Annotated in this window: 12 protein-coding genes; 4 read left to right on the top strand and 8 right to left on the bottom strand. The window is 39.2% G+C overall.

From position 1 onward, the window contains the following. Nucleotides 1-223 precede the first annotated feature (223 nt). From ACFFIP_RS12560 to ACFFIP_RS12545, 4 genes are all read right to left on the bottom strand, one after another. Entirely contained in the window at nt 224-715 is a 492-nt protein-coding gene (locus tag ACFFIP_RS12560) for a hypothetical protein (protein ID WP_382388004.1), read from the bottom strand. Nucleotides 716-721: 6 nt separating this feature from the next. Beyond that, nucleotides 722-1,399: a hypothetical protein gene (locus ACFFIP_RS12555; protein WP_382388003.1), complete on the bottom strand. Its 678-nt coding sequence runs from the start codon at nt 1,397-1,399 to the stop codon at nt 722-724. Nucleotides 1,400-2,010: 611 nt separating this feature from the next. Further along, nucleotides 2,011-2,883: a hypothetical protein gene (locus ACFFIP_RS12550; RefSeq protein ID WP_382388002.1), complete on the bottom strand. Its 873-nt coding sequence runs from the start codon at nt 2,881-2,883 to the stop codon at nt 2,011-2,013. Beyond that, nucleotides 2,880-3,677, bottom strand: coding sequence for a HipA family kinase (locus ACFFIP_RS12545; protein ID WP_382388001.1), 798 nt, complete (start codon nt 3,675-3,677; stop codon nt 2,880-2,882). Before ACFFIP_RS12545 ends, ACFFIP_RS12550 begins: the two co-directional genes overlap by 4 nt. Nucleotides 3,678-3,750: 73 nt before the next feature. Between ACFFIP_RS12545 and ACFFIP_RS12540 the strand changes: the two genes are divergently transcribed. Then, a complete protein-coding gene (locus ACFFIP_RS12540; protein WP_382388000.1) occupies nt 3,751-4,026 on the top strand; it encodes a hypothetical protein in 276 nt (91 codons plus the stop codon). A gap of 13 nt (nt 4,027-4,039) precedes the next feature. Here the strand turns inward: ACFFIP_RS12540 and ACFFIP_RS12535 are convergent, their stop codons facing one another. Then, a complete protein-coding gene (locus ACFFIP_RS12535; RefSeq protein ID WP_382387999.1) occupies nt 4,040-4,309 on the bottom strand; it encodes a helix-turn-helix domain-containing protein in 270 nt (89 codons plus the stop codon). 452 nt (nt 4,310-4,761) lie between these two features. Then, nucleotides 4,762-5,316: a hypothetical protein gene (locus ACFFIP_RS12530; RefSeq protein ID WP_382387998.1), complete on the bottom strand. Its 555-nt coding sequence runs from the start codon at nt 5,314-5,316 to the stop codon at nt 4,762-4,764. 74 nt (nt 5,317-5,390) lie between these two features. Here ACFFIP_RS12530 and ACFFIP_RS12525 point away from each other — a divergent pair, with 74 nt between their 5' ends. Genes ACFFIP_RS12525 through ACFFIP_RS12515 form a run of 3 tightly spaced genes read left to right on the top strand, consistent with a single transcriptional unit; the run spans nt 5,391 to nt 11,624 of the window. Continuing rightward, on the top strand, nt 5,391-6,986 hold the full coding sequence (locus ACFFIP_RS12525) for a TlpA family protein disulfide reductase (protein WP_382387997.1): 1,596 nt from the start codon (nt 5,391-5,393) through the stop codon (nt 6,984-6,986). A gap of 34 nt (nt 6,987-7,020) precedes the next feature. After that, on the top strand, nt 7,021-10,245 hold the full coding sequence (locus ACFFIP_RS12520; RefSeq protein WP_382387996.1) for a SusC/RagA family TonB-linked outer membrane protein: 3,225 nt from the start codon (nt 7,021-7,023) through the stop codon (nt 10,243-10,245). Nucleotides 10,246-10,268: 23 nt separating this feature from the next. Beyond that, nucleotides 10,269-11,624: a RagB/SusD family nutrient uptake outer membrane protein gene (locus tag ACFFIP_RS12515; protein ID WP_382387995.1), complete on the top strand. Its 1,356-nt coding sequence runs from the start codon at nt 10,269-10,271 to the stop codon at nt 11,622-11,624. A gap of 48 nt (nt 11,625-11,672) precedes the next feature. On the opposite strand, the gene ACFFIP_RS12510 is transcribed toward ACFFIP_RS12515, so the two are convergent. Together ACFFIP_RS12510 and ACFFIP_RS12505 are read right to left on the bottom strand one after the other, a co-directional pair. Continuing rightward, a complete protein-coding gene (locus ACFFIP_RS12510) occupies nt 11,673-11,921 on the bottom strand; it encodes a DUF6520 family protein (RefSeq protein WP_382387994.1) in 249 nt (82 codons plus the stop codon). A 211-nt stretch (nt 11,922-12,132) separates the two neighbouring features. Further along, nucleotides 12,133-12,576: a MauE/DoxX family redox-associated membrane protein gene (locus ACFFIP_RS12505; protein WP_382387993.1), complete on the bottom strand. Its 444-nt coding sequence runs from the start codon at nt 12,574-12,576 to the stop codon at nt 12,133-12,135. Nucleotides 12,577-12,719: the final 143 nt, after the last annotated feature.

The raw sequence follows: 12,719 nt of genomic DNA, 5'->3' as shown, positions 1-12,719 counted from the left end.
CAAGCACCGAGGGGCGGTTTAGTACCTGCTCTTGAAAGCCGATACTGATGGACCTACCATCATCTTTTATACAGCATTGGCCAACCTACGATTGTTGGCCATTCACAGCACACCTTGGCGCAGTGGCGGATTTCGGCGCACAAAACTGTCATTACACCACAAAAGTTGATGGGAGGTAGAATGTTCAATTAACCACGTCACCCGCCATTGAGCCAAACGCCTGTTATAGGGCGTTTTTCTTTTTTTTAATGTATAGTTCAATGTCATAATTATCCCTATCAGATTTGTAGCTCTGTCCACTTTTTTCAAAGTCATATTTTTCAAGAATATGCTTCATTGCATTGTTTTCTTCCCTAACTGTTGCATAAATATTGTCAGTAACCTTAGATAATATTTCCACTAACTTCTTTCCATTCCCTGGAATTAAACTAACAATCCATCCTAATTCAAATGAAAAAGTGTTCGATTTTTCATTGCTTATAGAATTTGTAAATACTTTTTTCTTATAACTATCATTAGGTACTTTCAATGCACCAACTGCCTTGATGTTCTCTGTGTCAGGGATGAAAAGAAGTATTGGTTCTTTTTTCAGCAATCCGTCAAATGTATTTTCCGATACTTCACCTGCGTCAATTACAATTTTCTTAAACCTGTCAATTTCTGCTTTGGAAAACTTACTTGCTTTACCTATTCTATGTTCAATCGGTAGTTTCATTATTATTTAACTTTCTATCATTCCTTTTATTAAATGTTTAATTAGTTCTTTTCGTGCTTCAACATATATCTCTTTCAACAAATTAAGTCCGTATTTTCTTGCTTTCGCCCAAATTTTTGAAAGTCTTTTTATTACTTGTTTCTTAGTAAGTTGTGTTTGCTCTGTTTTTAAAGAGTTTGCTTCTGCTATTAAGTCTTCTATTTCACCTTTATTGCCTTCTGTTATTTCTGACTCTAGCTTTAAAATGGCGTTGTCTAAATAGCTATCAATGAAAAGTTGTTTGTCAAGGTCGAAGGAGGCATACTCTGCATCTTCGTCTACTAATTCAAATTGGGTTTCAAATTCCTTTTGATATGCTTCTGTAATTGGGTCGTCATAAATTGAATGAATTTTGTTGTATTCATCTAAAATATTTATCCAAGCATCGAACTGTTTACTTACAGCTTCAATTGTTTGTTCACTTCTATACTTTTCAGTTGTCTGTGAATGTTTGGGTTTAAATTCACTTATGTATTTTGTTGCTTCTTTTGAAGGATAGATTTTGAAGTAAAAGTCTGATTTTGGGTCATTGTCTATTAAATGAAATAATGCATCGGTCTTAACAACAGGATTTATCAATTGTCTATGCTTGTCAATTTTAGGTTGAATCTCTTTTAGTAGATTTAATGCAATATTCTTTTTCATCCAATGTCTTTTATGTCGGTATTTAAAATGCCCTATAACTTACTTATTACAACGTATTTATACCACCAAGCCATCAAGAATTGACGGCTTATTACTATAATTACACTATTTATTTAAAACTAAAGTTTTTTTATAAATCATCAAAAGGAGATCTTACTTCTGAGAATATTTTCAACTCTTTAGATGTAGCTAAAATCATTCTCCCAAACCTACCCAATCCCCCCCGACTAAAAAATCCCCTACACAGGGTATTTTTTACGTTTATTATTACAATTCAACCTAAAATTTACGATTTTAGGTGACTTATTCAAACTTTTAGCCTTATGAAATGGGATTATACATGTAAATACAGTGGTAGGACCAGACCTTAAGAATCAGTCCAATAGAGCGAAGCGTTAAATAATGATCCAGTGAATCATTTTAGAAACAACCTGCGCCAAGAATAATGCGGTTCGGGAAGCCAAGGAGTAGAGTGGGTTAGCCAGGGACTAAATTGTAAGGAGGGGCTGTTGCAGGGAATCTTTCTAAAATGATTGGACAGTGCATTCAGGAAAGAATATTTCCAACTATTTCTTTATGAAAACCGAATGAAAAAAATAGCTTTCAATTTATTATTGTTTGATATGGTCAATCTCGTCTGCAGTTTCAATGATCAAATCTACATAACGATACCACTCATCCTCGAATGAAAAATTTGAGGAGATTCTAGAACTTTCAATGATCTTAATGGCTTTATCAAATTCCTTGAACTGATTTTTATCGCTAGGCTTTGCTACCAGAAAGTCAATCTCGAAAGGACCGAATTGATTTTTGAAGGTAACCTCAATCTGTTCCAGTGCACCATAAATCTGTAAGGCCTTATTTTGAATATTGATATGGCTTTCAAGGTCAAATGATAATGCCTTGGTAAAATGATTTGAATCACTCTTCCAAAAAAAATCAAAAATAAATTCTATCAATGGGGTTTGGATCTTATGACTTCTCTCTACCTTATTTAAAATTTCAGGGGATTTCTTTTTTAATAATTGGAATACTTCTGAAATAATATATTCTTCATTTCTTTTTCTTTTCGGACCAATTGGAGCATTGAGATCAATTAGAAAAAGTTGTTTCAGGTACTTGATTGTTTTTTCAATATCATTGTTTTTTAGGACCGGGACAGTCTCAATTGGATCAAATGACAATCCAGCAGCATCAGAATACAATATCTCCTTAGATATAAATTCTTGTAACTTATCAATTTCAAATTTAAATATGTTGGATTGGTTTGATTTCTTGATGTTCTCCTTTAAAACCTCAGTATACTTGCTTAATTTTTTCGCTTTAAGGCCTGGATAACTACTTGAAATCCTTTTGAGATCACCTGATTCGAAACTAAATTTATCGGAATAAAGATCATAAAAAAGAATACCTGCATTCAAGGATTCTCCAAGAACCAAACCATGCCGGTATTTTAAAACAGAATAAAACAGATTAACAGTCATAGTATTAACCCCTTTAAAAGGTTAGTAAAGATAGTTGGATTTCTTTTTATAAATATAAAATATTCCATGAACAAATCAATTTCAGCATTGTATCCCTGACCCTCCACCTCAAGTAACAATTCCCTGAATTCATTTAAATTTAAGGCCCTAAGGTACTCATTGAAATCGTCAAAGCAACCTGCTTTATCGGTTTTACTACCGGTACAAAGATAAGGATAAGTAATGTGAGAGCTAGAAAACTTTCCCTCCCAATTAGAATCTTTTAGATCTTGAATGGTATCTTCATTAATATCTAAGGAAAATTCATGATCAATTAAATAGGCCTCTGAATCGGTAAGTAATAAGTTGGGTTTAAAAGTGCCTCTATCTGAATTCCGGATTAAATTATCAAATGCAAATAACCTACTTATCGGTATCAATTTTTTAAAATCTTTGGCCTTTAATCCTACGGGAAAATGCTGGAACGGATTTAAGACTTTAGACCCAAACTTTAGTCGATCATCATCAAAATCAATTTGTAATGCAGATGAGGGTGGTAAGGTTCTTAAAAAATGTTCTTCCAATTCTATCCAACCAACGGATGGAGTCAATAGGTCAAATTCACTCGCTAACCAACTCCCGGCAAATTCACCATGAACCCGAGGGAAAGTTGAAAGATGATTTTCAGTAAAAACCTTTACAACAAATTCTGCCAAACCATTCACTCCTTCACAGAGGACAACCCAGGGTTGGGTATGCCCAAATTGGGGTTCAATAACCTTAAGAAGTTTTCTAGCCTTATATATTGGGATCATCTGTTAAAATTTAATTTCATTCATTCAACCTAAAATTTACGAATTTAGGTGACTCATTCAAATTTTTAGCCTTATGAAATGGGATTATACTTGCAAAGACTGTGGTGTTAATACCAGGAAAGGAAAGGTGAATTTCTATTCTGTGACAGATGAACTCTGGAAAGAATTTGGAGTTGGCCGAGGAATGTTATGCCTGGAATGCTTTCGTAAAAGATTAGGTAGGGATTTTAAAAAAGAAGACTTCCCTCCCTGTTACTTGAACTACTTTGACAATCCAGTAGTAAGAGAGATAATTAATCCGACTGAGGAGGAAATTAATGAATTACATAATAAAATTAGAAATAACTGATTCCAAAATATTGTTAATCACTATTAGACAAATGAGATACATCAATTTGATTAAGTTCAAATTCAAATAATTCTTTTGGATGAACACCTAACGCTTGAGAAAATCTATATATCTCACTTGTACTAAAATTAGTTTCGGCATTGATAACCCTACCAATTTGTCTAACATCATTTAACCCCATTCTTTCAGCAAGAACTTCATGAGTTAAACCTTTCGATTTTCGGATAGAATCAATCCTATTTCCAACCAGTTTTAAAAACTCTTTATTAATGTAATGACCCACAAAGTAAAAATTGAGAAAAAACGAAAAAAATATTAGGACAAATTTGTCGTGTTGTGTTTTTATTTATAATTTTACATATGTCATAAAAAGAAATAATTGACATATTTGCGAATGTATAGTTTTAGCATTTGCGCTTAAGCGTCTCGTCTTAGGAAACTGGTAATTTCAAGAGGAACGGGGTAATTAAGCGAGAATGCTCACGCCTTTGGCGTGGGCTCCTTGCTTACTTGTTCCTCAGGTATACCAGTGCCTCTAAGACAGTAGGTGAGACCCACGCCTCTTTTTTTTTAAAAGAGAAATCACCTGCTTTGACGTTCCATATAAATATTTAGTGCTATGGAACAGGTACACGTTTGTTTTTCTTTAGGTAAAGAGGTCCCCATTCTTCTTCTGAAGGAAAGGCAAGCCCATCTGTATCCACTTTTTTCTCGGACCTTAACCCTATTTGAACTTCAGAAGAATATCATCAAATCCCCTGTTTGATGGTGTAGTTTACCGGTAAGGAACCTGGCTCTGGTCTCTGTTTTTGAAGACTCATTTCGCCATTTCCTTTCTACCTGTCCGCTGCAGAGGATGGGTAAGTTGTACTTAATGCTCATTTCATTTTGATCATTAGCTGCCTTTTCGGTGGCCTGGAAAGACTTTGCCCTTTTGGAATGTAGAGTGATGAGTTTAGAGTGATGAATGATAAGTGATGAATGAAGCGTGAGCGACCCTGAATTGAACTGGGGTAAGTGATTAAAAACCATAACCATAACGAAGATGAATTTACTTTCAACCACTGCAATCATAGGATTGCTATTTGACGACAGCTGAAAGTTGCCTGTCACCCACACAGGATCCCCGCCGTGTCTTTTCTCATAAAGGTAAAACGAAGCAATAGACCCAAATGTAGCTAACGGATGCACAGAAGGTGACGGTACTACAGCGGCGAGGGACCGGGCGAAAGTGCTTTTAGTTCCTTTTGGCACTTTATGGCCCGTGGCCGGGATTGGCTGGACTTTCATTGGCCGATATCTATGATGGCCTTCCTTTCCCGGCTTCCTTCTTTATCAGATACAAATTCACCAAAAATCTATTCATGAAAATCCCAATAATAGCAATTACAAGATGTTTTATTACCGTTTTGCTGGTAACCTCCTGTCTGAGAGCCTTTGCCGCAATTGAAGTACCGGATCAAAAACCTGTTTTAATATTCGCCCAGATCAGGACCTTGGAACCTGTAAACCAGGTCACTGTCCAATATGTGGAGAACCCGATGAATGTACTGATCGGTGCGCCTGCTCCGGGTCATGATTTTATTGAACCGGAAATAGGTAGCTTAATTGATGGCACTTATGGAAGCAGGACATTCAGCTGGTCAGCAGATTCAGCCCATCCTGGAAGAATTACACTTTCCATAGGTTACAAAAAACTCATCGATGATTTCCTTGTATTTCCCGGGGACAGTATTCAACTGATGTTTGATGAGTATTCAGGCCACTTGGTCTTCAATGGACCAGCTGCGGACCATTTCAACCTACAGTACCGCCTTCAGAGGTTACAGAGCGAGATCTATTTCAGTAATCCTGTCAATATCAGTTCCTACAATATTGAATCAATGTTCAGAAACGGGAATACCTATGAACAATTTCTTCTTGATCAAAATAACAGATTTGGCAGGAAAGTCAATATCAATAAGATTGACCCTCCTATTATGCTGGAAAATCTGATATCCAAAATACAGGACCAAAAGGATCTTGATCCTTTCATCAGGTTGCTGGATCAGGATACTAAAGTTGATGAGTCCATAAAACTTTCCATCAGGAATAAATTTTTGGACAGCCGGTTCACAGTATATGCCAAAAACCTTGGTTCGCTGCTCGGGTATTCAGTGAAATTAAATGATGGGGAAAGTCTGAACAAAATCCTGGTATATATCCAAGATGTGCTGATCCCGGATCTGTTAAGGGAAGGGGAACTACTTGGTAACGGGAATTTTCACCCCTTTCTTTCCACGATTTCTGAGCTTGTCAAAATTTCTGCACCCTACACACATCTAGGTGACCAGAAGGCAATGATCCTTCAGAATTTCGAGGGGGATATAAAGGACCAGCTGTTGGCGTCTATGCTTTTTCTGGAATACAGAAGGGGAATTAAGACTGACAGTGAACTGAGGGAAATGAACAAGTCCATCAACCACAGAGCATCCCTTGAGCTGACTGAAGAGCTTCTCGGTAAAACTGAAAAAGGCAAACAGGTCAGATATTTTGAGTTTACAGATGAAAACGGGAAGAGAACAGATATCAAGGATCTGAAAGGATATTACCTGTTTGTTTACACCTATTTTGACGGCTGCAATGCTTCTTCATCTTACTTTAAGAATGTTGTACAACATGTTGCAGGTCATTTTGGAGATAGTGATAAACTCCTCTTTGTGGCAATTTCAGCAGACAGGACCAAAGCGATCTGGGAATCTGCAGTTAAGAGCGGAAACTATTCAGATCATCATATCCTGAACCTCCTTGCCATGGACCAAGGGGTGTACCATCCTTTCTTTTCCTATTATAACCTGATCGGATTTCCAAGCCAGATGCTTCTTGATCCAAACGGAAACATTGCTGCCGTTTCCGGACTCAACAGGTCTGCGGATGAGCTTACAGAGATGCTTGAAAAACTCCTTGAAAAGGAGGATTGAACTAACCAATTCTACTAATAAACCCAAAAAATGTATGAAAAAAATCTTACTATTATCGCTCCTCATGATGGTTTCGGGAATCATCGGAGCGCAGCAGCCAGACAATCCGGTATTATCGGGGAAAGTCTTTGTCGATGAGGATAAGTCTCCTTTGCCGGGGGCTACCATTGTAGTTAGCGGAACGACCTTCGGCGCCGTAACCGGAAATGACGGAAGTTTTTCATTCAACCTCCCAAAGGGAGAGTATAAACTTAAAATAAGTTATATAGGATTTGAAACCCAACTGCTAACGGTCAACCTGCCTCTGGAGGATACGTTGGAAATTTATCTGGGAAAAAGTGATATGGATCTTTCAGAAGTGCAAGTGGTCTCGACAGGTTTCGAGAAACTGCCCAAAGAAAGGGCCACGGGATCATTTGTCCAGGTTGATAATGAACTTCTGAACAGAAGGATTTCCACGAATATCCTTGAGAGACTAGAAGATATTACTCCAGGGCTGATCTTTAACAGGTCAGGTACAGCAGCGGACAGGATCAGCATCAGGGGCAGAAGTACAATTTTTTCCAATGCCCAGCCTCTGGTGATCATAGATAATTTCCCATATGACGGGCCCATAGAAAACATTAACCCAAATGATGTCGAAAGTATCACTGTGCTCAGGGATGCAGCCGCGGCATCTATCTGGGGAGCAAGGGCAGGAAACGGAGTTATTGTTATCAATACCAAAAGAGGGGATTTCGGCAAGGAGATGAAAGTATCCTTAAATACCAATATCAATGTCATCCAGAGACCGGATCCGTTTTATGTTCCATTAATGGGGCCCTCTGACTTTCTGGATAATGAAATAAGACTTTTCGGGCAGGGATTTTACAGGTCTTTGGAAAACTCACCCTCAAGGGCGCCTCTTACCCCGGCAATTGAAATCCTGATCATGCAAAGGGATGGTCTTATAAGTGAAACTGAGGCCCAGCAGCGATTGGAAAACCTCAGAAACCAGGACATCAGGAATGATATCAGGGATCATCTTTATAGAGAAAGTGTCTTTCAGCAACATGCCCTCAATATCAGGGGAGGATCAGGTAAACAGAATTATTTTCTTTCTGCCGGATTTGACAAAAACCTTGAAGAGCTTGTTGGCAATGAGTTTAACAGATGGACGCTGAATGCAGGACAGACTTTCAGATTGGCAAAGGATAAAATCCAGATCGGGACAGGTATATATTTCACAAGAACAAACAGAGTTTCCAATAACCCAGGTCCAAATGCCTTCAGTATGACCACTGCTTCCCTAAGGCCTTATCCTTATGGCCGACTGATGGACGAAAACGGGAACCGACTTCCTCTGACCAATAATTTCAGAGAGCCTTTTAAAAGGACGGCAGAATCAATTGGACTGCTTCCATGGGATCTTATTCCATTATCCGAGATTGAGCTTTTAGACAACAGGACTGTTTCTAATGACATCAGACTGAATACCGACATCAGTTATAACATTAATGATAATTTTAAGGCTGCCCTGCTTTATCAGTATTGGTCAAACAGCAGCCAGACCAATGATTTTGCTCCCCAGCAGAGTTACAGGGCCAGAGATCTCATCAATAGGTTTACCCAGGTTTCCGCAAATGGAGATCTTTCATACCCCGTACCAATGGGAGGTATACTTGACCACTCCGACAGGTCGTCTAACAGTCATAATCTGAGGTTACAGCTGAATTACTCCAAAAAGTGGGATAACAGACATGAACTTACAGCATTGGGAGGTTATGAAATCAAAACCCTTCAAAGTCTGCGTTACGGGACAAGATTTTACGGTTATGACAAAGAAACAGGAGCCAACAACCCTGTTGACTTCGTCAGTCTTTTTCCCCAGTTCCAGAATAATGCTACCAGAAACCAGATACCATTCGGGTCCTCCACAACAGGACAGGTGGATAATTTCCTTTCGGTATTTGCAAATGCTGCCTATACATTCAAAAACAGATACATCCTTTCCGCAAGTGCCAGAAGGGACGCATCAAATCTGTTTGGCGTTGCCACCAATCAGAAATGGGTGCCTTTATGGTCAGCAGGCCTGGGCTGGATAGTGAATGAGGAAGGGTTTTACCGTTCAGGATTTCTGCCATACCTGAAGCTGAGGGCAACTTATGGGGAAAACGGCAATGTAGATAAAAATGTGTCAGCACTGACCACTGCCCGGGTATTTGGAACCGCAAGGTTTACCGGACTCAGAGAGGCTGTAATTGTTTCTGCACCTAATCCCGATCTTCGTTGGGAAAGAATACGAATATTGAACTTGGCTACGGATTTTGAAACCAAAGACGGGATTTTGTCAGGTTCGGTTGAATGGTACAGAAAAGAAGGTCTTGACCTTATTGGTGTACGGCCTTTTGCGCCAAGTACCGGTTATCCGAATTTTAGAGGAAATTTTGCCAGTACACTTACCAAAGGTCTGGACCTGCAACTTGGGAGTTGGGTATATAACAGAAAATTTAGATGGAGAACAGATATGTTTTATTCCCACGTGAATGAAATTGTAACTGATTACGAAATTGAATCTCCGGCATTCAGTTACCTGTCCCAAGGGGCCGGTGCAGGGAGTTCGGTTGTCATCACACCTCAGAAGGGAAGACCTCTTTTCGCTGTTTACAGTCTTCCCTGGGCGGGGCTTGATCCGGATAACGGAAATCCTTTAGGGATACTTGACGGTGAGCCAAGTGCCAATTACAGTGCCCTGATCAACAACAATACTCCCTCATCATTGATTTATAACGGTCCGTCAAGGCCAGTTACTTTCGGCGCATGGAGAAATACCATCTCATATGGTGGGTTAAGTGTTTCCATGAATATTTCCTACAGGTTCGGTTATTACTACAGGAGACAATCTGTGCTATATGAGCAGGTCTTGACGGGTCTGCAGGCTCATGGGGACTATGCCCTAAGATGGCAGCAACCTGGAGATGAGCGTATCACACAGGTGCCTTCGATTCCAGGAGCAAGGAATCCCCAAAGGGATAACTTCTATACCTATTCAGAAGCTTTGGTGGAGAAAGGGGACCATATCAGGTTCCAGGATATAAATGTTTCCTATACATGGAACAGATCAGAAAAAAGAAAACTTCCTTTCCAAAAACTGGAGATCTATTCGTATCTCAACAATATCGGTATCCTTTGGAAAGCTTCTGATGATCCACTTGATCCAGATTTTAGGACAATGAAACCTTTAAGATCATTTACAGCAGGAATTAGGATTGACTTCTGAAACAAACCACTAATTGAAAATTCATGAAAACAAAATATATATTTAAGTTAGCAATTTCACTTTTGTTTCTCACAGGATGTGAGGAGTTCCTCAGTGAAAAACCGGATCAGGCACTGATCGTACCGCGTAGTATTAATGACTTATGGGCAATCCTAGACAACAGTACTCAGGTAATGAATCAGGAAGGTGCTCATATCGAAGGAAGTTCAGATGATGTCATCATTCTTCCATTTCTATATAATGCACTGAGTTTAGAACAAAAAAACACCTATACCTGGAATTCGGAAATTTTTGAAACCCCATCTGCACTGGACTGGAACCAGCCTTTCCGGCAGATTTTCTTTGTCAATACAGTTCTTAGTGAACTGGATAACCTTCCGGAAAGTGAAAAATCTTCTTCAGAGTTTAACACTCTGAAAGGAGCGGCATTGTTCTTCAGAGCTTATGCTTATTTTTCCCTTTCAAAACAGTTCTGTCCCGGTTATCTGGATAGTTCTGCTGCTAATGAACTGGGATTGCCCCTTAGAACCACACCAAATATTACTGATCCGGTTCAAAGGAGTAATCTTAAGGATACATTTATGATGATTTTGAATGATCTTGAGGAATCTGAGAAATTATTGCCCGATACTTCTCCCCATATTACCAGGCCAACAAGGGCAGCATCAAGGGCAATGCTTTCAAGGGTCCATTTATACATGGGAAACTTCGAAAAGTCATTGGAGTATGCAGATCTAACACTGGAAATAAAAAATGATATTCTGGATTATAATAATGTTAATCCCGCTCCTGCAAGACCATTTGTAAATGAGTTTGAGGAGGTGATCTTTTACAGTGAACTCCTTTTCTACACTTATTATTATTTTTCTGACGGAGCAGCCGTTGTCCCAGAGCTTGTGGAAACATATCATGAAAATGATCTCAGGAGACAGCTGTTTTTCTATCCAAGAGGAGATCATTTTGCATTTAGGGGCCAATATTCATTTTTGGTCAGGTTATTTTCAGGACTTGCGACAGATGAAATTTACCTGAACAAAGCAGAATGCCATGCAAGATTGGGACAGCGGGATGATGCATTAGCCTCGTTGAACATGATGCTTGAAAAAAGATTTGTCTCGGGAACATTTGAACCCTATGGTACAGACTATACCGAAGATGTTTTAAACCTGGTACTTTTGGAAAGAAGAAAGCAGCTTTTATTCAGAGGAATTAGGTGGGGAGATCTCAAAAGACTAAACCTTTTACCTGGAGAAGAGATATTTCTAACCAGAACAACTCCTGACGGGGTTTTCAATCTTCCGCCTAATGATCCACGTTATGCATTTCCAATTCCAGAAGAAGAATTGCAGCTAAGCGGGATTTTACAGAATCCAAGATAATATAAAAGTGACAGGGCCAATGGCCCTGTCCTTTAATTGGAAAATTGATTAAAGTGGATTATAAACACCAGGTCTCTCAGTATCCATGATGATATTGTCCAGTTCATCGAACCTTGCAGTACAGATACTTGAAGTGCCTGTGCAATCATACAGTGCATTCTCATCAATTTCCTCCCATTGGTCAGGAGCCACTTGCGCTTTTAGAACACCTTCAACTGGTCTGGTAAAAGCAAACGCAAATACAGCAGCCAGTGCAAATACACCTGCACGTAGCAGGGTTTTAATTGAGTTTTTCATAATTTTGATTGTTTAATTTAGTTAAAGTAATTCCGGTCGTTTCGATCCTGACCTATTGACCTTTGGAGAGGAACGGCCGGATATTTTGTCCCCTCACTCCCTGATTTTTTACCTGGTAAAGCCTCTGGAAGATTTATCTTTCTTATGTCTTTAGTCTTGCGTTTTGCGTCTTGTGTCTTTCGTCTAATTTCTCGTATCTAATCTCTCGCATCTAGTCTCTCGCTTCTAGTCTCTCGCTTCTCATCTCTCGCTTCTTCACCCAAACTCCCCACACCGCCATTCCCAATACCACCACATTAAACCCCAAATGCTCCCACCAACCCAAACTATCCAATACCCCACCACAACTACAGGGAATCCTACCAAATATTCCTGTAAGAACCAGACCAATGTAAGCCGTAAAAAGCCCCATTAATACCACAGATAGCCACAATCCCCACGTCCGCCATTTACCCACCAGCAACATAACCGCTACCGATACCTCCAATGGAGGAAGTCCATATAAAATCGCCTCTGCCATCCATTCAGGAAATACCTGATTGAAAAGCGAATTCTTCGTGCCATACCAGTCGATCAACTTGCTTAATCCTGTGTAAACAAACAACAATGCAAGCAACAGACTGATCAACTCCACTTTCAGAGATTCCTTTCTCATATTTTCAACTTCCTGTGTGCGATTTAATACCCCTTTCATTATCACCAAATTAGACAGGATCACCCGCATTCAAAAAATCCCATGTGACCGGAATCACCTAAAAGAAATTCGTGATTGTAATACCGCTTTTTGAAAAAAAATTA

The sequence above is a fragment of the Fontibacter flavus genome (assembly GCF_042432905.1).
Lineage (GTDB): Bacteria > Bacteroidota > Bacteroidia > Cytophagales > Cyclobacteriaceae > Fontibacter > Fontibacter flavus.
This window is presented reverse-complemented; position numbering and strand designations above follow the sequence as displayed.

Excerpts from the sequence above, each read along its gene's own strand:
- ACFFIP_RS12560 (WP_382388004.1), bottom strand. The coding sequence starts at position 715 with ATGAAACTACCGATTGAACATAGAATAGGTAAAGCAAGTAAGTTTTCC.
- ACFFIP_RS12555 (WP_382388003.1), bottom strand. The coding sequence starts at position 1,399 with ATGAAAAAGAATATTGCATTAAATCTACTAAAAGAGATTCAACCTAAA.
- ACFFIP_RS12550 (WP_382388002.1), bottom strand. The coding sequence starts at position 2,883 with ATGACTGTTAATCTGTTTTATTCTGTTTTAAAATACCGGCATGGTTTG.
- ACFFIP_RS12545 (WP_382388001.1), bottom strand. The coding sequence starts at position 3,677 with ATGATCCCAATATATAAGGCTAGAAAACTTCTTAAGGTTATTGAACCC.
- ACFFIP_RS12540 (WP_382388000.1), top strand. The coding sequence starts at position 3,751 with ATGAAATGGGATTATACTTGCAAAGACTGTGGTGTTAATACCAGGAAA.
- ACFFIP_RS12530 (WP_382387998.1), bottom strand. The coding sequence starts at position 5,316 with ATGAAAGTCCAGCCAATCCCGGCCACGGGCCATAAAGTGCCAAAAGGA.
- ACFFIP_RS12525 (WP_382387997.1), top strand. The coding sequence starts at position 5,391 with ATGAAAATCCCAATAATAGCAATTACAAGATGTTTTATTACCGTTTTG.
- ACFFIP_RS12520 (WP_382387996.1), top strand. The coding sequence starts at position 7,021 with ATGAAAAAAATCTTACTATTATCGCTCCTCATGATGGTTTCGGGAATC.
- ACFFIP_RS12515 (WP_382387995.1), top strand. The coding sequence starts at position 10,269 with ATGAAAACAAAATATATATTTAAGTTAGCAATTTCACTTTTGTTTCTC.
- ACFFIP_RS12510 (WP_382387994.1), bottom strand. The coding sequence starts at position 11,921 with ATGAAAAACTCAATTAAAACCCTGCTACGTGCAGGTGTATTTGCACTG.
- ACFFIP_RS12505 (WP_382387993.1), bottom strand. The coding sequence starts at position 12,576 with ATGAGAAAGGAATCTCTGAAAGTGGAGTTGATCAGTCTGTTGCTTGCA.